The organism is Desulfobaculum sp. SPO524 (assembly GCF_044987625.1).
In the GTDB taxonomy this organism is placed as follows: domain Bacteria; phylum Desulfobacterota; class Desulfovibrionia; order Desulfovibrionales; family Desulfovibrionaceae; genus Desulfobaculum.
Genome location: NZ_JBJDSB010000001.1, coordinates 1,216,376 through 1,239,810 on the forward strand (window position 1 = coordinate 1,216,376; position 23,435 = coordinate 1,239,810).

The window sequence follows — 23,435 nt, forward strand, 5'->3', positions numbered from 1 at the left end:
GCAGTGCCTATTCGCCTGCGCCGTGCACCGTTTCGCACACAGCGGCCAAAGCCTTCATAGGCTCGCTATGCTGGAAAATGTTGCGGCCAATGGCAACGCCGGATGCGCCGGCCTCAAGGGCCTCCTGAATCATGGCAAGGAAGGACTTCCAATCCGGCTGGCCCGGCCCCCCCGTCACCAGCACCGGCACCGGGGAGTGCTCCACGGCGTGGCCAAAAGATGCGGCGTCCCCGGAATAGGGCACGCACACCACATCCGCGCCAAGCTCGCCGCCAAGGCGAATGCAGTGGCCTATGAGGCTGGGGTCCAGCTCGTTCACAATTTGGCCGCCAAGGGCGTAAATCACGGCAATAACGGGCAGACCAAGGAGGTGCGCCTCGTCTGTGATGGTGCCAAACTCCTGCAGCATGCGGTCTTCAAGGTCGTTGCCGATATTCACATGCACGGACACGGCGTCTGCGCCCAGCCTGTGGGCCTGCTCCACGGAGCAGACAATGCTTTGATTGTAGTTGGGCAGGCCGTGTTTGGTTCCGGCAGACAGCTGGATAATAAGATTCGTCTCCGGCTCCACATCTGCGGCCTTGGCCCGGGCGAGGCCCTTATTGAGCACCACGCCCTGCACGGGCAGGGTTGCTGCGCCCGCGAGGAGTTCGGGAAAGGTTTCGATCCCCTGAAGCATGCCGTCGCTTGCTCCATGGTCCAGCGGCAGGATGACCGAGCGTGATGTCCGGGTGTGAAACAGCCGCCGCAACCGTCGGGTCGTTCCAATCATATCCACCTCGTTGTTGAGTTTTCGCCCTGCGTGTTCCGGAGAAAAGGAACACGCAAAAGCGTCAATGATAAAATAAAGTTATGGCAAAAACGAACACGGTTCACACCGCCCTTTCCGGTGCGCCGCGCTCCCGGCATGCGGGAGCGGACTTGCCTGCGTTGCAGGTGTACCCTATGTTCCGCCAACGCGCCACATGCGCAAGGGAGTCGCCATGAGCATATTTGAAACGGAACACACCATACTTATCACCTGCGCCAAGGCTGTAGAGCCTTTTGTCGCCGAGGAACTGGTCCAGCTGGGCTTTGACGTCACGGCCGAGCGCCCCGCCGCCGTGGAAACCACAGGCACGTTCACGGACTGCATGCTCCTGAACCTGCACCTGCGCACGGCCCACCGCGTGCTCCTTGAGGTGGCGCAGTTCCGCGCGGATTCGCCCGACGCGCTGTACAGCGAGGTCTCGCGCCTGCCGTGGGAGGATGTCATCCCCTCGGACGGGTACGTCTCGGTGGTGGCCTCCGCCCGCACCGAGGCGGTGCGTGATGCCCGCTTTGCCGGCCTGCGCACCAAGGATGCCATAGTGGACCGCATCCTCAAACACAAGGACCGCCGTCCGGACTCCGGACCAGACCGAAGCCGCGCCGTGGTCTCCCTGTACTGGCACGACGACAGCGTGACCCTGTACCTTGATACCACGGGCGAGCCGCTGTCCATGCGCGGCTACCGCAAGCTGCCCCACCGCGCGCCCATGCGCGAAACCTTGGCGGCCGCCGCCATCCTTGGCACGCAGTGGGAGCCGGGTGCGCATTTCGTCAATCCCATGTGCGGCAGCGGCACCCTTGCCATCGAGGCGGCCCTTCTCGCCACACACACCGCGCCGGGGCTTCTGCGCGAGAATTTTTCCTTTATTCACGTTTGCGGGTACGACGCCGGGGAATGGTCCCTCATGCGCGAAGACGCCATCAAGCGCCGCACGGCGCCAACCGGGCGCATCATCGCCACGGACATCGACCCCAAGGCCGTGGCCGCCGCGCGCAAGAATGCCGAGGCCGCGGGCATGGCGCGCGCCATCGAATTTGACGTGTGCGACTTCCGCCGCACCACCGTGCCCCCGGCCACCGAAGGGGACTGCATCCTGCTCAATCCCGAATACGGCGAGCGCCTTGGCTCCGAGCGGGAACTGGAGCCCATCTACACCGCCATTGGCGACATGTTCAAACAGTCGTGCCAAGGCTACACCGGAGCGGTCTTCACGGGCAACATGCACCTTGCCAAGCGCATCGGCCTGCGCACGCGCCGCCGCATCCCGCTGTTCAATGGCCGCATCGAGTGCCGCCTCTTTGTCTATGACCTCTACGCAGGCACGCGCAAGGTGCGTTCCTGACCGAGGTCTTCCGGCGTGCGTCCTCTCCAGCCCGGCTCCAGAGCCGGGCTTTTTTATGCCCTTTCGCCGGGCCGGTTAAGGACGCTCACGTTTTGAACATTCTGCGCTGCGCCCCAAAACCGCTCCCCAATGCCCCATGTTCGTAACTTTCCAAAAGACAGGTCCAAAACAGGAGCGCAACCCGCCCCGCGCAAGGGCCGCAGGGTGACGAACAGGTTACGAACATTCGTGAACACGAAAACGACACGACGAACACCCTTTTGGGCAAACGGCCCGGCCCTGTCGCAAGCGCGTCGTTATTCCCGTCAGAAAAGAACACAGAAAAAGTGAATTTTTCAGGGGGGGTAATCCTCAAGCGAACATCACGAACAGACCAACTCCCACAACAACAAAACAAAAGAAAGAAGAGAAGAAGAAGAGGGAGGGGGTGTCCTAAACCGGGCAGCAAAGCATCCAACCGCTGCGTCACAAATCGCACCAGAAGAAGCTAAAAAAAGAAAAGCCCCCAAGAGGTACCGACAACTCATCGCCAAACAGCACCCGGTCGAAAGCACAAAACCAAAGCCAACACCATGGTGCCCAAGGCACCACGTTTCGTCACGCCACAGGACACGAAGACCGAGACAGGCCATGAAAGGGACCGATGCCCTTTGGGCAAAACAAAACGGGACACTCCCGAAGAAGTGCCCCGCTCAAAACGGTACAAAAATCGTCACGGTTACCTGTCAGACCACAACACGCGCTTTCCCTTGACGGCAAGCCGGGCCAGAGGGTGCCCATGAAACGACAAGCCTGCCCACTTCCCAGACTGCGGCGCCGTCAGACTTTGGCCGGACAACAGCTGACGAATAACGTCAATGGACGACGCATCCACAAACCGCTGCGATTCACCGGGAAGGAGCGCGCGCAGACGGGCGTCGGGCTTAAACTTTTTGCCCGCAAACTTGCCGACCGGAAACCCCTGCCAGCGCATATCACGCGGGATGATGCGCAGCGCGTGCTCATGCAGAAAATAGGTGTTCTCCCCAAAACGGTAAACCTCGCCCGGCGGCAGTCCCGCAAGGTCTGCTCCGGCCTGCGCGCACAGATTGCGTTCCGCACGGGATAATGGACGGCCCGGAAAGTCGCCCTTGCCACCCTGCACAGGCGCGCCGTCGTCCCCATCGCCCTCGGGCTTTACAAACCGGGCGAGGAAGAATCCTTGTCCGCCCTCTTGCCCGCCGCCCACACGCAGCACACCCTCAAGGTGCGCCATGGTCGGCGCGTCCACCTGAAAGCCCGGAGGATGCGGCAGCGGGTCTAGGGTCAGCCCCAGCTCGCGGACGGCAAAATCGGCCTGCGTTTCATTTTCGCGCGCATTGGTGGTGCAGGTGGAATACATGAGCCGACCGCCGGGCTTCAACAGATCCACCGCGGTGCGCAACAATTCACGCTGCAGGCGCTCCAACGGTTCGGTTTTGTCCTCGCTCCACATCTGCATGACGTTGGGGTTCTTATTCACGGTACCCCAGCCCGAGCACGGCGGATCCAGCAGGATGGCGTCAAAGGAGCCGGGCGGAAGGGGGAGTTCCTCGCCGGGGAAGGAGCACGTGGCGGCGTTGACCGCGTTCATGCGGTGCAGGTTGCGGCGCAGGGTCTCAAGGCGTGAGCGGTTTGGCTCGTTGCCGATGACGAAACCCTCCGGCCCCACAAGAAGCGATAAAAGACTTGTCTTTCCGCCCGGACTGGCGCACATATCCAGAATTGCCGATCCGGGGGCCGGATCCAGATACAGTGGCGGCAACATACTGGATTTGTCCTGAATGTAGATGAGGCCAAAGGTGTTGGCGAGGCTGCCCCCAAGGGGCTGCGGCTCCTCGGTGAGGTGGTAGGCCACATCGGAAAACGGCTCCGGCGCAAACCGGTAGCCCTCGGCGTGCAGGAGATCCAGCGCAAGCTGACGGTCCTGCTGGGGACAGGCCAAGCGGAAGGTCCGTTTGGCGTCCGTGGTGGGAATGGTGGTTGATTCTGCCATGGTGTGTGTTGTCGAGGGTTGATGTACGGCTTTCAAAGCCTCGGAACCTACGGACTGCGCGCCCAAAGCGCAAGCGCAAGGTGGGGACCACAGGGTGGTCCGTGCCCTTGTTCTGCATGGACAAAGTTAGATTTTGCGTCCTTACGCAGAAGGTGCTACACAGGTCTTCCTTTCCGAACTGGAAATGAAGACCATACTGAACGACACCATCGTGCGGAGGCGGGGCCGGCTTGGCCCGCAGTCCGCGCTTTTGCAATCTTTTCTTTCAAGGAGCTGAAATTCATGGGTTGTGTGCGTTATCTGGCGACCCTTCTCATGGCGGTAGCCATCCTCCTGCCCGGGCAGGCTATGGCTGCGGAACTGGCCAAGACCTTTGCGGTCCTTCCCTTCGCCATCAATGGTCCCGACAAGTACCAGTACCTGAGCCGTGGCATTCAGGACATGATGATTTCCCGCCTCAGCTGGGAAGACCATCTTGAACCCGTGAGCAAGGACGACGTCGCCGCCAAGGTGAACAGCGCTCCCGATTCCGACGCAGCCGCCGCCAAGGCCCTTGGCGCCCTTGATGCAGACTACCTCGTCTGGGGCAGTGTGACCATGGTTGGCGAGCAGTGCAGCGTGGACGTGCGCGTGTCCCACAACGACGGCGCCGCCTGGCCGCAGAGCGTGCAGACCGACATCGGCGGCCTGATTCCCGCCCTTGAAGGCATGGCCGGCGACATCAACGACCGCATCTTCAAGCGTCCGGCTCCCGCACCTCAGGCGGCCCAGCAGCAGCCTGTGAACCGCATGAATCCCGAGCTTATCTTCAACGAGCGCAAGGACGGACAGCAGTTCTACCTGAACCCGCAGTTCCGCTACTCCGGCGGTTCCGACACCCCCGGTCGCTGGAGAAGCCCACGCCTTGGCTTTACCGCTCAGGGCATGGTTGCCGGTGACCCCGACGGCGACGGCCAGAACGAAATGCTGTTCATTAGCAAGAACACCCTGTCCGTGTACCGCTACGACCGCGGCCGTCTGCGCCTGTTGGCCGAGGTGACCCCCTCGCGCCGCATTGAGCTGCTGAACGTGAACCTCATCGATACCGATAGGGACGGCGTGCAGGAAATTGTGGTCTCCGGAGTGTACGAGCACGACCTCGACTCCGCCATGAGCCGCAACGGACGCAATACCCCCAATTCCTACATTTATCACTTCGACGGTCAGGCCCTGAAGCCTGTGGCCGAAGACCTGCCCTATTTCATGCACGTGGTGCGCATGCCGCCCACGTTCTCCCCCGTGCTTATCGGCCAGAAGGCCGGCCGCCTGCGGACCTTTGACTCCCCCATCCACGAAATGGTGCGTATGGGCGGCGAGTTCCAGCTCGGCAAGCGCGTGGCCGTTCCTGAAAAGGCCAACGTCTTCAACATCGCCTACCTGCCCACCAAAGACGGCCACAAGCTGCTGCTGGTGAATAAGCAGGACCAGATTGAAGTCTACACGCCCACCAACGAACTGCAGTACACGTCTCTGGACCAGTTTGCCGGTTCGCAGTTGGGCTTTGAACTGCCGGATACCCTGAGCGGCCTCGGCACCGCCCGCGACCAGTACACCAACATGTACTACATCCCCCTGCGCCTCGTTCCCACCAACCTTGATGGCAACGAGAGCTGGGAGATTCTGGTCAACAAGAACATCTCCGTGGCCGCGCAGTTCTTCGAGCGGTACCGCTTCTTCCCCAACGGCGAAATCCACTCCCTGTTCTGGGACGGTGTGGGCCTGAGCCTGTCGTGGAAGACGCGCCGCATCAAGGGCACCGTCTGCGACTACGGTCTGGCCGACATCAACAACGACGGCGTGCGCGATCTGTACGTCGCCCTGAACACCTACCCCGGCCACTCCGGCCTTGGCCAGCGTAAGGCCATGGTGATCAGCTACCCCCTCGACCAGACCAAGATGGACCCGGCCACCCCGGTGGAGCGCGAGCAGTAAGCCGCCTCCCGCCATATGGCACCCATCAGCCCCCGCAGCACATGCCGCGGGGGCTGTTTTTGTTTCCGGGGACGGCGCTGGGGAATATTGGCCGGACGGTTTTCCTTAGCGTGCTGGGCGTGGTATAGTGGGCGGAAATATGTGTCATGCATAGCAGGGAGTGTGCCGCGTGCGCGTTGTGGTCCGGATTGTTCTTGGCATTATGGTCTGTGTGGCGTTGTCGCCGCCAGCTTTGGCGGAGCCTCTCCGCCTGCGTTATGCCAATTCACCGCCGGCCTCTACGTTCCCGTGCATCCAGATGGAACGCTGGGCCGATGAGGTGGAGCGGCGCACCAAGGGCGCTGTAGAAATAGAAACCTACCCCGGAGCGACCCTTGCCGGGGCCGGGGACATGCAGCAGGCGGTGGCCGCAGGGAAGGCCGATATCGGGTGTATCTCCCTGCCCTTTGCCCAACAGAAGACGCCGGTATGTACCCTGTTTGAGGAGCCTCTCGGCTTTACCTCCGCCACGGTGGCCTGCGCGACGTTTTGGGATATGTTCCAGCGCTATGCCCCGCCCCAGTTCAAGAGCGTGAAGGTGCTCACGGTGTTCACCTCCGGTCCCAGTTGCCTGATGAGCAAGGTGCCGGTGCGGGGCCTTGGGGACTTTGAGGGCCTTGAGGTACGCGCCATCGGCAACGGCCTTGATATTATCCGCCGCCTTGGCGGTGTGCCGGTTTCCCTGCCCATGTCCATGACTGGTGACGCCCTGCACAAGGGGACGGTCAAGGGCGTGCTGTCCTCGCTGGATGTGCTCATGGATATGAATTTTGCCGAGTATTGCCGGTATCAGGTGGCGCTGAACCTGCACGTGTATCCCTTTGTCGTGGTCATGAACCGCGCGGTGTGGGAAAGCCTGCCGCAGGCTGTGCAGCAGGTGATGGAAGACCTCTCGCGCGAGCATGCGGTGTGGACCGGGCAGTATGTGGACGCCCACACCCGCAAGGCCGTAAGCTGGGCGGTGAAGCGCCATAACGTGCAGTTTTTGCAGTGGCCGGAAGCCGACCTGCGCGATACACGTGTGAATTTGGACGTTGGCGTCACCCGGTGGATGAGCCGCGCCCGCGACGCCGGATACCCCGCCAGCCAAATGGTGCGCGATGTGGTCCGCTTCAAGGCCAAAAACCGCAAGCGCTATGGCGCGTACATCCCCTCTTTTCCTTGAGGCGCAGTTGCGCTAAGACCGCCCCATGCCACCCGTACAGCATTTTGACGTGTCCGACGCCGAATCCGGGCAAAAGCTCCTGCAGTTTCTCCAGCGCCGGTTGGGGAATGTGCCCCGCTCCCTGCTTATGCGCCTTGTGCGCAAGGGGCAGGTGCGCGTTGATGGGGGCCGCAAAAAGCCCTTTGACCGCGTGAGCGCCGGGCAGGTGGTGCGCGTGCCGCCCATCCGTCTTGATGACGTTCCCGCCCCTTCCGCCGACGGGCCGGCACTGCCCGTGGCCTACGAAGAGGACGGCGTCGTGGTCATTGTCAAACCCGCCGGCCTTCCGGTGCAGCCCGGCACCGGACATGCCGACGCCGTGACCGAGCGCCTCAAGGCGCAGTATGCCGGCGCGGCGTTTACCCCCACACCCGCCCACCGTCTCGACCGTGATACCTCGGGCCTGCTGGCCTGCGGCGCAACGTATGCGGCTCTGAGGCACCTTCAGGAGGCCTTTCAGAACCATACACTGGGGAAATACTATTTGTGCTGGACCGAGGGCGCATGCGAGGCGGGAACGCGCCTGACCATGCGCGACACCATGGAGCGCAGCGGCGCGCCCGGACGCGAGAAGGTGCGCACCGGATCGGGCAAGGACGCCCACGCCCGCGCCTTGTCGCTGTACACCGATGGCGCGGTGACGCTGTTTTGCGTGCGGCTGTTCACAGGACGCATGCACCAGATTCGCGTGCAGCTTGCCGGGCGCGGCTATCCCCTTGTGGGGGACGGCAAATACGGGACACCTCGGGGCAACCAGCGCATGCTGCTGCATGCCTGGGCCTTGGCGTGGGATGACACGTTCGTGCGCCGCGACCCGGACTGGGCCGGACGCTTCGCCGTTGGCGGCCATGTGCCGGATGATGTACGCGAGCTTGATATGTAGGGGACCATGCAGGAGCGAAAAGGGGAACCTTTCGCGGGCGATGGCGCGTGACGGCTTGGCCGGGCGCGCCTTATTTTTTGCCAAGGCCGCTGGCGCGGTCAAAGTGGCCGCTGACGGCAGCGGTGAAGGTGACGGGCAGATCCTCCGGCACGGGGCGGCCGGTGTTGGCGGGATGGGCGTGCAGGCGCAGCCCGCCGCCCTCCTCCACGCGCACGCGAAAGTTCGTCCAGCCTTCGCGCGTCAGGCGGTCCTCCAGCTCGCCAAGGCGGGCCAGAAGCGCTGGCGTTGGCCGCACGCCATAGGGAAACCGCGTGAGCAGGCAGGGCCGCGCGGGCTGGTCCGGGCGTGGCAGACTCAGGGCGCGTGCCAGCGTATGGATGTCGTCCTTGGTGATGCCCGCCTCGGCAAAGGGACTGCGCACACCCAGTTCGGCAAGGGCGCGCAGACCCGGGCGGTACTCGCCGTGGTCGCTGGCGTTTGTGCCGTCAAGAAGCGTCGTGTTTTGGGCGGCGCGGCGCGCGGCGGTAAAAAGGTGGTGCTTGCAGTGATAGCAGCGCTGTGGGCTATTCTCCGCGACGCCAGAGACGCTGAGTGGGTCCACGGTGATAATCTGAAACGGCAGCCCAAGGTCCTCCAGCCACGCGCGGGCGGCGGCGGATTCATCGGGCGTCAGATGGGGGCCGGAGATATGCAGGCAGGTCATGGCCGCGCCAAGGCGCTTGGCCACATGGGAGAGCAGGCGGCTGTCCAGCCCCCCGGACACTGCGATGGTGCCCGGGGCGGCCGAACGGATATGCGTCAGGAGCGCCTGCATTGTGAGGCGCAGGCGCTCCGGAACGTCGTCTAGGAGGAGGGAATCTCTTCCTGCGCTTCGGTGAGCTGGAATGTTCCGTCTTCGATCCATTTTTTGAGCTCATTCGCCACTTCAAGGGAGCGGCTGTAGCTTGTCAGGGGGACGGTCTGCACGGTTTTGCCGTTAAGTTCAATCTCGCCGCTGACCAGTTCCGAGAACTTGGCGTGCTTGAGAATGCGCGGCAGGCCATTGGGGTAGTCGTACCCGTAGTCCCTGATGGGCATATCGATATCGTCGTCACTGACGCCGGTGAACCATGCCATGTCCTCGTTGAGGATGGGAATGGGAATACCAACGCCAAGGGCCAGCGAGCAGCCGTAGCCGGTGATGGAAACGCCGCGCACGTAGCGGGCGTCCATGCTCTTGAGGTCGCCCTTGAGCATGAGGGTTCCGGCCCCGGTCATGGGGATGCCGCGTTCGTTGCGCTTGGGCGCGGCGTCGTGCTGGGTGCCCGCGCCAAGAACATAGCCCACGCCGCCGCCGATGAAGATGCGCGTGCCAAGGCCGATGGTCTTCAGGTACGGGTCGTTGAACAGCGGGCTGAGCTGGCCTGCGGTGGCAAAGTTGGCGTTGCGCCCGCCCGGCTTGAGCGGCCCCATGTAGGTGTAGATGAGGCGGCTGGTCAGGTTCACGGCGCAGTTGTAGTTCTGGTAGCAGTTGCGCGGGTTGAGCAGCTCGGCAAAGGGCAGATCCGCCAGCGTGATGTTTTTGTCCAGCTCGCGGCGGGGGTAGCAGTCCGTGCCGTAGGCGGTGGCGCGCAGGTGCACGGCCTTGCCGCGGACAAGGTCTTCAATGACGTGGCCGCCGCCGTACTTGAACTGGCCGGGGTAGACCTTGTTCAGCGGGTCGTCCTCGGTTGGCTCGGTGGCGCCGAGGTAGGAATCCACCGCCGCCAGCCCGCCGTAGCAGGGCACGTCGTTCAGCCAGACGTTGGACGTGCGCATGGTGGGCGGATTTTTCTGACCGATATTAAACAGCAGACCACTGGAACACATGGGCGAGAAGGTGCCGGTGGTCACGACGTCCACTTCTTTGGCCGCGGCGACTTTCCCCTTCTTGCGCACCACGTCCACCATCTCCTCTGCATTGAGGACGACGGCCTTGCCTTTGCGAATCTTTTCGTTGATTTCCTTAAGCGTCTTGTTCACTTCATGAGAGTGACTCATTGGGCTTCTCCTATGCTGAAAAATCACGTAAGCGGCAATCGTGGCCGATTCTGAAATGGAAGGCAATGCAAATTTGCGTGCAAAAGCGCGGGAAGCCGCTTGGATACTAGGTTTTTCCTTGGCTTTGGCGGTGTTTTGCGGTATAACGGCCCATACTTTTTCGAAGCAGCGAACACGTCCGCAACACACCGATTTTTCTCTCTTTTTTAACACACTTTGTTGTGGACTTTTTTCCCTCGCAAAGACCGGACACCAATGGATTCCGAATTGAAGAACATTTTGCGCGATCATCTGCTGAAAAACCACTCCGCGGATGAGCTCCGGCGCTGGTACGACCCCTTGCGACTCACGATGAACAGCGAGCAGACAGAGCTGTCCGTGGTCTTTCCCCACGCCTTTTTTTCGCAGTGGTTCGCAGGGAGTCATCAGGAGCGTTTTGAGCAGGAACTGCATGCGTTCTTTGCCGCGCCCGTGCGTCTGCGCTACGGGACCAACGGCAGTTCGGCCAAGGCGGCGCAGACCCCTGCCGCCGGCGAGGACGACGTGCGCACGCTGGATTATCCCTTCGGGCGTGAATTCGCGTTTTCCAGCTTTGTGCAGAACAACAAAAACGCCTTCCCCATCATCTCCGCGCGTGAGGTGGCCAAGCAGACGGACCCAACGTTTAATCCGTTCATCGTCTGCGGCCCCAGCGGCTCGGGCAAGACGCACCTGCTCAAGGCCATGGCCAACGAGCTGGCCCGCAATCATGGGCGCGAAAACGTCTTCTTCGGCTCCGTCGAGGATCTGCTCCACCTCTACGAAGGCGAGTGCGGCGGCGACGCCATGAAGGCCCGGGCGCAGGTGTGCGGCTATACCTTTCTGCTGGTGGACGACCTGCATCTCCTCAAGGGGCACAGGGACTTCCAGAGCGAGATTCTGACCCTGTTCGACAGCTTCTACGACGCCCGCAAGCAGATGGTCTTTGGATGTCTTGGCAACCTGCCCTCCTACGATTTCCTTGACCCCAAGCTTAAGTCGCGGCTGGAGTGGGGGCTTATCGTCACGCTGGCGGAGCCGGACCTTGAAGTGCGCATTGCCTGCGTGGAGCGCTTTTGTCGTCAGAAACAGCTTGGCCTGTCGCGCGAGCGGCAGCTTACCGTGGCGCAGCGCTTCACGGACCTGCGGTTTTTGCAGGGCGTGCTCCTGAAGTTGTACGCGTACAAGGAATTCGTCAGCACGGAGTTTTCGGACAGTGATTTTGACCGCATCATCGCCCAGTCGGACGATGGCGCACGCGGGGATGTGGACCCGCAAACCATTCTTGACGTGGTGGCGGCCTTTTACGGCCTGAGCCTTGGCGACCTGAAGGGCGCAAGGCGGCACCACAATATCGTGCGGGCGCGGCAGGTGGCCATGTACCTGAGCCGCGACATCCTGCAGACCTCCTACCCCGCCCTTGGGCGGCAATTTGGAGGGCGCGACCATTCCACGGCGCTGTACGCCGTGAAGAAGGTGCGCACCCTCATGGCCGAAGACGTGCACTTCAAGGACCAGGTCGAGACGCTGCGAAAGCGCTGTCTCGCAGACGACTAACGGTCGTGGTCATGCACAATATACCAGCCCGACAGCGGGCCGGATGGAAGATTACGAGTGGCTGCCGCACAGTTTGCGGCCGCGATATTTGTTTCAGTTTTCACGCAAGGAGAAGACGATGTTTCTGAAGGTGTTCCGGGATGACATCATCGAAGGCCTGCAGAAGTCGGCAAGCATCATTCCCGCCAAGACCGGCGCGGCATTTTTGAGAACCATTTGGCTGAAGGTGGACGGCGGCGCCCTGCGCATTATGTCCACGGACTCCAATTTGGAATTTTGCGGCACCTATACGGCTGAAATCATTGAGGAAGGCCTTGTGGGCGTGCAGGGACGGTCCTTTTACGACCTCATCCGCAAGCTGCCTCCGGGGCAGATTACCCTCAAGGCGGACGACGAGGGCCAGCACCTTTCCATCCAGCAGGGAAGCCGCAAATACAAGCTGCCCACCAACGAGAAGAGCTGGTTCCAGAACTTTTCGGAATTCCCCGAGGAGAACTCCGTGTTCTGGGCCGGGGATTTTCTGCAGGAACTCATCGACAAGACCGCCTACTGCATCAGCGATGAAGACACCATGGAAGCCATCGCCTGCCTGAGCCTGATGCCCGACAAGACCACGCAGCACATTGAGTCCTGCGGTCTGAACGGCCACCAGTTCGCCATGTTGCGCTTTCTGCACGACGACCTGCGCGACATGCTCCCCGACGGCGGCGTGCTCATCCAGAAAAAGTACTTGGTGGAACTGAAAAAGTGGCTCTCCGGCGACGAGATTGAGCTGAACATCGACAATAAGCGTCTCTTCTTCCGCACCGCGGACAAGAAGGAGACCTTCAGCCTGCCGCTGTCCTTCTATCAGTATCCGGATTACCACACCTTCCTCGACAAAATCGCCGAGGACGGCGTGTCTGAGATGACGGCGGACCGTCTGGAACTCATTGATGCCCTTGAGCGCATCATCATTTTCAATACCGAGAACAACCGCTGCGCGTATTTTCAGCTCGGCGGCGAACTTGTGATTTACAGTCAGGGGCAGGACGTCGGTACCGCGTCCGAATCCCTCGACGTCGACTTCACGGGCGACCTGAAAAAAATTGCGTTCCCCACGCGCAACCTTATCGAAATCCTCAATCATTTCTCCTCGGATAAGGTGAACTTCAAGCTGACCGGCGCGGAAGGGCCTTGCGGCGTCTGCGGCGAGGACGATCCCGAATATCAGGTCATCATCATGCCCATGAAGATCGTGGAAGAAACGTATTACAGCGAGGAAGGCACCGAATAATGACCCAGCCCAAGCAATATAATGCGGAAAGCATCACCATTTTGGAGGGCTTGTCCGCAGTTCGAAAACGCCCGGCCATGTACATCGGTTCCACCGATGCGCGCGGCTTGCACCACTTGGTGTACGAGGTGGTGGATAACTCCATTGACGAAGCCATGGCGGGCTATTGCGATACCATCATCGTGAACCTGCACATCGACAACAGCGTCACCGTCATGGACAACGGCCGTGGTATTCCCGTGGATATGCATCCCAAGGAAAACCGCCCCGCCGTTGAAGTCGTCATGACCGTGCTCCACGCCGGTGGCAAGTTTGATAACGACTCCTACAAGGTCTCCGGCGGCCTGCACGGCGTTGGCGTCTCCTGCGTGAACGCCCTGTCCGAGTATTTGGAAGTCACCGTCCGCCGCGACGGCAAAAAGTGGTTCCAGAAGTACGAGCGCGGTGTTCCGGCAACCCAGCTGAAGAACATTGACGACGCTGTGGACTCCGGCACCATGATCCGCTTCCGCCCGGACGAAGAGATTTTCGAGACGAACCAGTTCCAGTACGACGTACTGCGTAAGCGCTTTGAGGAACTGGCGTACCTCAATCCCGGCCTGACCATCGACTTCCGCGACGAGCGCACCCAGCGCAGCGACGTGTTTAAGTTCGACGGCGGCATCGGGCAGTTCGTGGCCGACCTGAACTCCGGCTCCACGGGCATCCATCAGACGATTTCCGGTTCTGCGGAAGTGGACAGCATCTCCATCGATTTTGGCATGCAGTACAACACCTCCTACAAGGAAGTGATGCTGACCTTTGCCAATAACATCCGCACCAAGGAAGGCGGCACGCACCTGATGGGCTTCAAGTCCGCCCTGACGCGCGCCATCAACGCCTACATCCAGAACTCGGACCTGCCTAAAAAGCTCAAGGCCAAGCTCTCCGGCGATGACGTGCGCGAGGGCCTGACCGCCGTGGTCAGCGTGAAGCTGCCTGCTCCGCAGTTTGAGGGGCAGACCAAGACCAAACTTGGCAACTCCGAGGTCTCCGGCCTTGTGTCCGGCATGGTGTACGACAAGCTGAACACCTTCTTTGTGGAGAACCCCAAGGACGCCCGCGCCATTATCGAAAAGGTCGTGGACGCCCACCGCGCCCGTGAAGCCGCGCGCAAGGCCAAAGACCTTGTGCGACGCAAGGGCGCGCTGTCGGACAACTCCCTCCCTGGCAAGCTGGCGGACTGCCAGACCAAGAAGCCCGAGGAGTCCGAGCTGTTCATCGTTGAGGGCGATTCCGCCGGCGGTTCTGCCAAGCAGGGACGCGACCCCCGCATTCAGGCCATCCTGCCCTTGCGCGGCAAGATTCTGAACGTGGAGCGCACCCGCTTTGACAAGATGCTTGGCAACAAGGAAATCAAGGCCCTTATCACCGCCATGGGCGCCGGTATCGGCCAGGGTGAGGACGAGATTGAGCTGGACAAGCTGCGCTACCACAAAATCGTCATCATGACTGACGCCGACGTGGACGGCGCGCACATCCGGACGCTGCTGCTCACCTTCTTCTTCCGCCACTACCCGCAGCTTATCGAGCACGGCTATCTCTACATCGCCCAGCCTCCGCTCTTCCGCGTGCACAAAGGCAAGTTTGAGAAGTACATCAAGGACGAGGGCGAATACGCCGGCTACCTGCTGGAGCGCATCGCCGGCGACATCGAAGTGCACTCCATTGGCTGCGACGAGCCGCGCGTGTTCCGCACCGCGACGCTGGTGCGCTTGATGAACAAGATCAACTTCTTGCGTGACAAGACCCTTGAGGCCGAACAGCTCGGCATTGGCGAGGACCTGTTCCACAAGCTGCTCGCCTTTGACGTGAAGCTGACCCCCGCCTCCCTCGACAACGGCGAGTTTGAGACGCTGAAGGCCTACATCGGCGAGCGCGGCTACTCTGCCGAGCTGGAACTCTCCGACGATGGGCTGGAAAGCCGCCGCTATGTCATCTTTGACAACGGCAAGGGCCACCGCACGCGCATTGGCGTGGAGTTCTTCAACTCCAAGATCTTCAAGCAGAGCTATGACCGCTTCGCCGCCGTTATGGACCAGTGCGGTTCCCATGACTTCCAGCTGGTCAAGAAGGACACCACGGACACCATCTCCGGCATCTTCAACCTGCTGGACGCCGTGTTTGCCGAGGCGCACAAGGGCATCAACATCCAGCGCTATAAGGGCCTGGGTGAAATGAACCCCGAACAGCTGTGGCAAACCACCATGAACCCCGAGCAGCGCACCATGCTGCAGGTCACCGTGGACGACGCCGCTGAGGCGGACGAGCTGTTCTCGGACCTGATGGGCGATCAGGTGGAGCCGCGCCGCCAGTTTATTGAGCGCAACGCTCTGGCTGTAGGCGACTTGGACATCTAAGGCCACGCCCCGCGCTCTTGCGCGGCATGGCCATGACACACCTGCCCGGCGCACCTTGCGCCGCCGCAGGGATGACAGTTTTTCGGCAGGACCGCCCGCCCCGCTTTGGCGGGAGGGCGGCTCCCCGGATTAATCCCCGCCCGGAGCATGGCTCCGGCAAGCTTGCGAGGGAGAAGCGTGGAAAACCCGACAATCAGTATTGAACAGGAAATACAGCGATCATACCTTGAGTATTCGCTGTCGGTCATTATCGGCCGAGCCATCCCGGACGTGCGCGACGGCCTGAAGCCCGTGCACAGGCGCATCATGTATGCCCAGCATGAGCTCGGCAACACCTACAACAGGGCGTACAAGAAATCCGCCCGCGTTGTTGGTGACGTTATCGGTAAATACCACCCCCATGGCGACTCCGCTGTGTACGACGCCTTGGTGCGTATGGCGCAGGACTTTTCCATGCGCGATCCGCTGGTGGATGGACAGGGTAACTTCGGCTCCATCGACGGCGACTCCGCCGCCGCCATGCGTTACACCGAAGCCCGTATGTCCCGCCTTGCCGGTGAATTCCTCTCGGATATCGAGAAGAACACCGTCGATTTCCGCCCCAACTACGATAACTCCCTGCAGGAACCCGAGGTTCTGCCCACCAAGGTGCCGAACCTGCTCCTCAATGGTTCCGCGGGTATCGCCGTTGGTATGGCGACCAATATTCCGCCCCACAACCTTGGCGAACTCATCGACGCGCTGCTGTACCTGCTGGACCACTCGTCCTGCTCGTCCCGCGACCTGATGCAGTTCATCAAGGGCCCGGACTTCCCCACCGGTGGCGTGGCCTACGTTGGCGAAGGCCTGACCGAGGCCTACACCACCGGCCGTGGTTCGGTGAAGATGCGCGGCACCCTCTCCGTAGAGGACCGTGGCAAGGGCCTTGAGTCCATCGTCATTACCGAGATTCCCTACGCGGTGAACAAGTCCACCCTCGTGGAAAAGATTGCCCTGCTGGTGCATGAGCGCCGCATTGAGGGTATCAGCGACCTGCGTGACGAATCCGACCGCCGCGGCATCCGTATTGTTATCGACCTCAAGCGCGGCACCATTCCGGACATTGTCATCAACGCCCTGTACAAGTACACGGCGCTGGAATCCTCCTTTGGATTCAACATGATGGCCGTTGTGGATAACCGCCCGCAGCTGCTTACCCTCAAGGATATTCTGGCTCACTTCCTTGAGCACCGCCGCGAGGTCATCATCCGCCGCACCCGCTTTGACCTGAAAAAGGCCGAAGCCCGCGCCCATATTCTGGAAGGTCTGCGCATTGCGCTCGATAATATCGACGCCGTGGTCAAGACCATCCGCAGTTCCAAAACCGCTCAGGACGCCAAGCAGGCGCTTATGGAGCAGTTTGAGCTGTCCGACGTGCAGAGCCAGGCCATCTTGGACATGCGCCTGCAGCGTCTGACCAATATGGAGCACGAAAAGCTGCTGGAGGAATACCGGGAGCTGCTCAAGAAGATTGAATTCTTCAAGAGCATTCTGGAGAACGAAGATGTGCTTCTTGGCGTTATCCGCGACGAGCTGGACGCCCTTAAGAAGACCTACGCCACCCAGCGCCGTACCGTCATCGACGACCACGACCTGTCCGGCATCGACATTGAGGACCTGATCCCCGACGCCGACGTGGTTATCACGCTGTCCGAGCGCGGCTATATCAAGCGTACCGCCATGGAAAACTATTCCGCCCAGAAGCGCGGCGGTAAGGGGATCTTTGGCGTGCATACCTCCGACGGGGACTTTATTCTGAACTTCCTCGTCACCACGAACCACCAGTACATTCTGCTGTTCACCAACCGGGGCAAGATGCACCGCCTCAAGGTGCACCAGATTCCCGAGGGCAGCCGTACGGCCAAGGGCATGCACATTGCCAACCTGCTGCCGCTGGACAAGGACGAGTACGTGGTGGCTTCCCTGACCGTACGCGACTTTGCCGCAGACAGGAGCTTCCTGTTCGTGACCCGCAAGGGCATGGTGAAGCGTACGCATCAGGAGATGTACACCAACTGCCGCTCCACCGGCATCATTGCCGTTAACGTCCGCGAAAGCGACGACCTGTTGCAGGTTGTGGACGTGGGCCGCGAGGACGAGATTGTGCTGGTGACGCAGCATGGCTACGCCATCCGCTTTAGCGTTGCCGACGCCCGCGCCATGGGCCGTGGCACTGCTGGTGTGAAGGGTATTGCCCTGCGCAGCGGCGACCGCGTTGTGGCCGGTGTTGTGGTGACGCCTGATGAGCACAAGGACATCCTGACCGTATCCGAAAAGGGCTACGGCAAGCGCTCCAGCCTTGACCTCTACCGCCTGCAGACGCGCGGCGGTAAGGGCATCATCACCATGCGCACCACGCCCAAGACTGGTTCCCTCATCGGGGCCATCATGGTCGAAAAGGACGACGACATCATCATGCTGACGTCCGAAAACAAGGTTATCCGCATTGGCGCCGGTGAAATCCGCAAGGTTGGCCGCGCCACGCAGGGTGTGCGCCTTGTGAGCATGGCCGATGACGGCCACGTGGTGGGCTTCGACATCGTCCGCGACAAGCAGATTGATGAAGCACGGAAGAATGAAGACTAAAACCGCCATCGCCTTGGTGCTGGCGTGCCTGCTCTGGGCGTGTTCTCCGCAGGCGGAGGACACTACCCTGTCCCGCGCCGACCGGGAATACGCTCAGGGCAACTATGTTCAGGCCGAGAACCTGTACCAGAACTACCTGCAATCCTCGCCGCAGGGCGATGCACGGTGGAAGGTCTGGAACCGGCTGCTGGACATTTGTCTCGATATAAATGACTCGCCGCGCAAGGCCGCCACACTGCTGGAGGCCATGCTGCTGGAGTTCTCGGATGCACCCGAGCGCTCCGCGCAACTGACGCGGCAACTGGCTGATGTGTATATGCGCATGCGCCAGTGGGATAAGGCGGCGGAAACGTGGCAGCACGCCCTTGCCGCCAATGCGGGGAACTCGGACAGGTTGTGGGAAATCTCCTTCAACCTCGGCAAGGTGTACCAGTATCAGGGGCGGTATGACCTCTCGCGCGATGCCATGTTGCAGTGCGTGCAGGACGCCCCGGCTGACGTCCCCCGCGCCACCTGTATGTATGAATTGGCGCAGGCCTATTCCCTGCTCCAGAACAACGAACAGGCGCGGGAGTGGCTGCACAAGGTCCGTGCGCAGCAGGCTGCGCCAGAGGAACTGCGCGCCCGCGCCACGTTCCTGCTGGCGGAGATTGCGGTTTCGCAGGGCGAGCGGGAGAAAGCGCTGGAGCTGTTCTCCTCCATCCGCACCACCTACCCCAATCCCAAAGTTATCGAGACCCGCATCGGGCTGTTGGAGTCAAAATAGCTTCATCCCCGTGGGGACTCCAGGGAAGACCATTCAAAGCCGCTCAGGTTCGCCTGAGCGGCTTTTTTGTGGCTGTTGCCGGGCGCAGGGCGGCGGCGTTTGGAGGGAAGTGACGCGCTTGGTTGGGGACTGCGCTGTTGTGATGATGTGGCACAGCGAAGGGCTGCCCTCCCTTGTGGAGACTGCGGTTGAAGACGGGCTGCATGGTGAAAATGTTCCTTATTTTACATTAAATTTCAGAGTGTTAATTTGATTAGGAACACTTTCGACATCCACAGTCCTTGGCACATCAGGAGCGGATGAAGGGGCGGGAAGACGCTGGAAAGAATGGGGGTATGGCCGCACTGGGGCTGTTTGGGGAAATGCGCTCGTCTGTATGGGGATGAGGCGCCGCCGCGACTAGCCTCCAAGAAACGATGTTTCTAAGTTTTTCAATAAAAAGAGCTGGTTATTGTGTTTACGAACACAATGCACATCCTGCCCAATCGCCGGGAGGATACGCAGGAGGGACGTCAGTGCGCGGCGCAGGGCCGAGGGGATAGGCCTCGTGGGAAAAAGAATGTGTGATGTGAGGTGGTTGTGCAGTCAGTCTGTGCACAGCGTTGCACATGTTTGCACATTATATGTGCAGCCTTGTGCACTCAAAAACTTGAGACAATTTCAAGTAAATCCCTAACATACTGATTTTCAACATAAACTGTGTTTGGCACGAAGGTTGATACAGAGAAGGCAGAAGGCGACGGGAAAAGCCTTCCCATAGCCACCTCCCAAGCTCTCTTTGTTCTCTACCGTGCTAGCGGTGCGGCGGCGGAAAATGCATACGACCCTCTCGGCCGCCGCACCGACGAGATATCAAACCTTCCTTGGTTTATTGGATAGAAGCCTCCTTCTTGCGATTGTGACGGCCGGGGCCGGCGACACCCCGGCCGTCACCTGTTTTTTGTCCCTGCGCGGTATGACGCTTTTCATGCCTCATCCCTCCGAAATTCTTTGCCCAGCCAAAACTCCCCGAAATAGCACAAGGAATGCTGCTCTCGCGCGGATATCCGCCCACGGCAAGGGGTGACAGAATCCGTGAAGACGAGTACAGGCACCTGTCCTGCGCCGTACTGGCGCGCCACCCCCTTCCAAATAGCAGAGAGGATGATGCACCAAAGACCCCAAGCTGAGTTAGGATTTCTCCGGTACGTCGTTGCGGCGTGTGTACTGTGTGGCCTTTTGCTGGCTGGTATGCCGCTTCCCGGCCACGCCGGCGAGGCGCAGCGCCCCACCGCCACCGGTGATGCTGTGACGGTGCGCGACGGCACAGTACGCAGCGGCGACAGTGTATCCTCCCTGCTTGGTGACGTGCTCTCCCCTCCTGAAATCTACGACCTGTCCAAACAGTGCCGGGGCGTCTTTCCGCTGACCAAGCTCCGGGCCGGCCAGACCTACCGCGTGCAGTCCGGGCCTGAGGGATTCCACTCCTTCCGCTACGATATTGACGAATGGGAATATCTGCTGGTCACCCACGATGGTGAGGGCTTTTCCGCCAGTGTGAAGAAAACGCCCATAGATGTGGTGGAGGAAACCATGCACGGCGAGGTACGCCAGCGCCGCGCCTTCACCGCCGCCATGCGCGATGCGGGCGGAGACCGTGGGTTGGCCCTGCGTTTGGCTGATATTTTTGCCTTCCGTTTCAACGCGTGGCGCGAGGTCCGAAAAGGCGACACCTTCACTCTGCTGGTGGAGAAGAAATACCGCCGCGGCGAATGTATTGGGTATGGTCGCATCCTTGCGGCCGCTTTTTTCCGCGGGGACACCGTTTATGAGGCGTTTTGGTTCAAGAATGAACCCGATGGCCGCGCGTCCTATTTCGACGCCGCCGGAAAGAACTTGCAGCCCTACCTGCGCGCGCCTTTGGAAACCTATGAGCTGGCGTCGGGCTTTGCTTCGCGCCGTTTGCACCCCGTGACCAAGCGCTGGCAGCCTCATTACGCCATTGATTACTCCGCCCCGCGCGGGACGCCGGTCTATGCCACCAGCGACGGCCGCATTGACCGCATGCGGCGTGACCGTAAATCCGGGCGCTATCTCGCCATTGAGCATGAGGACGGCTACGAATCGCTGTATCTGCACCTCAGCGCGTACGCCAAGGATATTGCCGCCGGCGACCGCGTGGTGCAGGGGCAGGTGATTGGCTATGTGGGCAGCACGGGCTACGCCACGGGACCACATCTTGATTTCCGTCTGAAAAAGAACGGCAGGCTGGTGAATCCGCGGGGCAACCGCTCCCTGACCTCGCGCGACCTCACCCGGCGCGAGATGCGCTATTTGCGTCGCCGCGTCATTGCCTCCCGCGTGCGGATGGGGACCACCCGCCTTGCGCACAATGATTCCCGCTTTTCCGCACAGATGTAGATTATTCGCAGCTTGCCCTCGCATTTTTCGGGGCGCATAAAGCCACCCTGTGGTAGTCTGGATGGAAACGTCCGGACCACGAGGAGGTGGCCATGAATCGCTTTCGTTGTGGTGTTGTGGGGCTGGTCTTGCTCTGTCTTGTGTGCGCCGCACCCGCCTTGGCGCAGGAGGAATCCGCTGATCCGGAGCTGCACCCTGCCCTGCGCAATACCGTGGAAATGGGCTATGTGTACGCCAATGTGCGCTACCGTGAGCCGGGGGTGATGAAGGAAACGGGCAGTTTGCACGGCATCCGCCTGCGCGGCACCTACCATTGCTCGGCAGGATGGATGGGACGCGGCGAAATGGAATACGTTGGCGGCGGGCTGGACTATGACGGACAGTATCAAGATGGCACGCCCATCACCCGCGACACTGAAGACTCCATGTTCCACCTGCGCGCCCTTGTCGGGTACGACATTCCCCTCAGTGACTGGGCGCTGACGCCCTTTGTCGGCCTGGGCTACCGCTATTGGTTCGATGAAATCGAAGGCGACGGCGGCTATGAGCGCGAAATCCGCTATCTGTACACGCCTGTTGGTGCGGAGCTTGCCACCCGGCGCGGCGAGTGGCGCTTTGGCCTGCGCGGAGAATACGACCTCTTTTGGGGCGGGCGGGTGAAGAGCCACCTCAGTCAGGCCGATGCGCGCTACAATGACCCCACCAACGAGCAGGACGCTTTTGATGCGTGGGGCGTGCGGGCCGCGTGCTTTGCCGAATACCTCGGCGATGGGTGGAGCGTCTCCGTGGAGCCGTATTACCGCTACTGGGATGTGGAGAAATCCGACACCGCCACGCTGGAGATTACGGGCAGTGCCGATGGGACTGTGGTGGAGCCGCAGAATACCATGCGGGTGTTCGGGGTGGCCGTGATGGTGGGCTTCTAGCTCCTTTCGGGGAATATCCCCGCGTTACCGCGCCCCTGTGGCCATGAATTCCAAATTTTTTTCAAAAAGTGCTTGCCAACCAAATCGAGTTTGGCTAGGTATTCATCTCCGACGGGGGCCACGGTAGCTCAGTTGGTAGAGCAGGGGACTGAAAATCCCCGTGTCCGCAGTTCAATTCTGTGCCGTGGCACCACTTAGAGAATACGCCTCCGCGTGAAAACGCGGAGGCTTTTTCTTTGTCTTGTGCCTGTCCTGCCCGAAGTGGTGTTGAGTTGTGCCGTCCTGCGGCGCGCTGTGACTGCCCGCCCTCTTCTTTGTTACAAAACGCCTTGCGCCCCTTCCTTTGAGGCGTTCTCCTCCTGCGCTTTTCTTATTCCTCCTCTCTTTTCAGACGGTTTATTCTGTTCCCTGTGCTGCTTTTTCGTGCGTTCTTGGTGGTGATGCAGGCGCGCCCTCCTTTTTTGTGTCTGCATTTTTTGGTATGATTCTGCGTTGTCTGTTGTACGTCTTTGCACCGCGTCTGTTGTGTTGCGTGGCTGCGGATGCTTTGACGCTGCACAGCACTGTATTTGCGCAAGCAGCTATACCCGTGCGCAACGGTTCCTGCGTCGTGTTTTACGTGTGGTGACGGGAATTTTTGGAAAAAATAGGCCTGCGCACAAAAATCTCCGTTCTGTATCCGATGACGTTACTCTGAATGCACTACGCCCGTAAAAAACGTTGTCCTTTCCGTATCGACGGAGATTGTGAACGCCGTCACAATGCGAAAAGAGTTCTTGCATCACCTCTCCTCTGTATCTCGTCCACATCAAACCCAGCACGCTTTTTCAAAACGAAAGTGTCAGCCAGGTGACACTTATAGCGCCACCTCTCGCAAAAGGGGGCTTGGCGGCTGGCGTTGGTTGAATATTCAGTCAACGCCGCTTTATGCGATGTTTTGCCTTGTGTGCTCGTCTTTTTCCCAAGTTTGGCTGGTTGTGCGACCAAGAGAAAGGTGCGCGGATTCACAGCCGCCGGTGCGGCGTTCTTTTCGCGTGGAAAACTGTGCATGAAATTGAGCAAGATTCGTCCTCTTGACAATTGCAACATCTTGAATGCGTGTAAAAGCATACAAACAACGTTGACGCACCGCTGTATTTCTAATCTTTTGTTGACCTGTAACTGTTCATGTCATAAACAAGGGAG

The 23,435-nt window shown here is 60.5% G+C and carries 16 protein-coding genes and 1 tRNA gene; 12 read left to right on the top strand and 5 right to left on the bottom strand.

Going from position 1 to position 23,435, the window contains the following annotated elements:
- Window positions 1-7: 7 nt before the first annotated feature.
- Window positions 8-772, bottom strand: coding sequence for a class I fructose-bisphosphate aldolase (locus ACI3L3_RS05180; RefSeq protein WP_404844023.1), 765 nt, complete (start codon window positions 770-772; stop codon window positions 8-10).
- A gap of 211 nt (window positions 773-983) precedes the next feature.
- Here ACI3L3_RS05180 and ACI3L3_RS05185 point away from each other — a divergent pair, with 211 nt between their 5' ends.
- On the top strand, window positions 984-2,153 hold the full coding sequence (locus ACI3L3_RS05185; RefSeq protein ID WP_404844024.1) for a class I SAM-dependent RNA methyltransferase: 1,170 nt from the start codon (window positions 984-986) through the stop codon (window positions 2,151-2,153).
- 718 nt (window positions 2,154-2,871) lie between these two features.
- Here the strand turns inward: ACI3L3_RS05185 and ACI3L3_RS05190 are convergent.
- Window positions 2,872-4,167 carry an RsmB/NOP family class I SAM-dependent RNA methyltransferase gene (locus ACI3L3_RS05190; protein WP_404844025.1) on the bottom strand — a complete coding sequence of 432 codons (1,296 nt, stop codon included), beginning with the start codon at window positions 4,165-4,167 and terminating at the stop codon, window positions 2,872-2,874.
- Window positions 4,168-4,449: 282 nt separating this feature from the next.
- On the opposite strand from ACI3L3_RS05190, the gene ACI3L3_RS05195 reads away from it, so the two are divergent.
- From ACI3L3_RS05195 to ACI3L3_RS05205, 3 genes are all read left to right on the top strand, one after another.
- Window positions 4,450-6,138, top strand: coding sequence for an FG-GAP-like repeat-containing protein (locus ACI3L3_RS05195; protein WP_404844026.1), 1,689 nt, complete (start codon window positions 4,450-4,452; stop codon window positions 6,136-6,138).
- 169 nt (window positions 6,139-6,307) lie between these two features.
- Window positions 6,308-7,342 (top strand): TRAP transporter substrate-binding protein DctP, encoded by a 1,035-nt coding sequence (dctP, locus tag ACI3L3_RS05200; protein WP_404844027.1) that lies wholly within the window; start codon window positions 6,308-6,310, stop codon window positions 7,340-7,342.
- Between the two features lie 25 nt (window positions 7,343-7,367).
- Window positions 7,368-8,264: a pseudouridine synthase gene (locus tag ACI3L3_RS05205; protein ID WP_404844028.1), complete on the top strand. Its 897-nt coding sequence runs from the start codon at window positions 7,368-7,370 to the stop codon at window positions 8,262-8,264.
- A 70-nt stretch (window positions 8,265-8,334) separates the two neighbouring features.
- Here the strand turns inward: ACI3L3_RS05205 and ACI3L3_RS05210 are convergent, their stop codons facing one another.
- Window positions 8,335-9,078 (bottom strand): hypothetical protein, encoded by a 744-nt coding sequence (locus ACI3L3_RS05210; protein ID WP_404844029.1) that lies wholly within the window; start codon window positions 9,076-9,078, stop codon window positions 8,335-8,337.
- Between the two features lie 29 nt (window positions 9,079-9,107).
- Window positions 9,108-10,283 (bottom strand): homocysteine biosynthesis protein, encoded by a 1,176-nt coding sequence (locus ACI3L3_RS05215; RefSeq protein ID WP_404844030.1) that lies wholly within the window; start codon window positions 10,281-10,283, stop codon window positions 9,108-9,110.
- Window positions 10,284-10,538: 255 nt separating this feature from the next.
- On the opposite strand from ACI3L3_RS05215, the gene ACI3L3_RS05220 reads away from it, so the two are divergent.
- From ACI3L3_RS05220 to ACI3L3_RS05255, 8 genes are all read left to right on the top strand, one after another.
- A complete protein-coding gene (locus ACI3L3_RS05220) occupies window positions 10,539-11,858 on the top strand; it encodes a DnaA ATPase domain-containing protein (RefSeq protein ID WP_404844031.1) in 1,320 nt (439 codons plus the stop codon).
- 118 nt (window positions 11,859-11,976) lie between these two features.
- Window positions 11,977-13,134, top strand: a complete 1,158-nt coding sequence (gene dnaN, locus ACI3L3_RS05225) for a DNA polymerase III subunit beta (RefSeq protein ID WP_404844032.1) — start codon at window positions 11,977-11,979, stop codon at window positions 13,132-13,134.
- Entirely contained in the window at window positions 13,134-15,533 is a 2,400-nt protein-coding gene (gyrB, locus tag ACI3L3_RS05230) for a DNA topoisomerase (ATP-hydrolyzing) subunit B (RefSeq protein WP_404844033.1), read from the top strand. Before dnaN ends, gyrB begins: the two co-directional genes overlap by 1 nt.
- A 147-nt stretch (window positions 15,534-15,680) precedes the next feature.
- Window positions 15,681-18,158 carry a DNA gyrase subunit A gene (gene gyrA, locus ACI3L3_RS05235; RefSeq protein WP_404844034.1) on the top strand — a complete coding sequence of 826 codons (2,478 nt, stop codon included), beginning with the start codon at window positions 15,681-15,683 and terminating at the stop codon, window positions 18,156-18,158.
- Window positions 18,148-18,924, top strand: a complete 777-nt coding sequence (locus ACI3L3_RS05240; RefSeq protein ID WP_404844035.1) for a tetratricopeptide repeat protein — start codon at window positions 18,148-18,150, stop codon at window positions 18,922-18,924. Before gyrA ends, ACI3L3_RS05240 begins: the two co-directional genes overlap by 11 nt.
- Window positions 18,925-20,154: 1,230 nt before the next feature.
- Window positions 20,155-21,324: a M23 family metallopeptidase gene (locus ACI3L3_RS05245; protein ID WP_404844036.1), complete on the top strand. Its 1,170-nt coding sequence runs from the start codon at window positions 20,155-20,157 to the stop codon at window positions 21,322-21,324.
- A 92-nt stretch (window positions 21,325-21,416) separates the two neighbouring features.
- The gene (locus ACI3L3_RS05250) at window positions 21,417-22,250 is read left to right on the top strand and encodes an outer membrane beta-barrel protein (protein ID WP_404844037.1); all 834 of its coding nucleotides are present in this window, start codon (window positions 21,417-21,419) and stop codon (window positions 22,248-22,250) included.
- A 117-nt stretch (window positions 22,251-22,367) separates the two neighbouring features.
- Window positions 22,368-22,443: transfer RNA gene (locus ACI3L3_RS05255), tRNA-Phe, on the top strand.
- A 563-nt stretch (window positions 22,444-23,006) separates the two neighbouring features.
- Here ACI3L3_RS05255 and ACI3L3_RS05260 read toward each other — a convergent pair.
- A complete protein-coding gene (locus ACI3L3_RS05260; protein WP_404844038.1) occupies window positions 23,007-23,312 on the bottom strand; it encodes a hypothetical protein in 306 nt (101 codons plus the stop codon).
- Window positions 23,313-23,435: the final 123 nt, after the last annotated feature.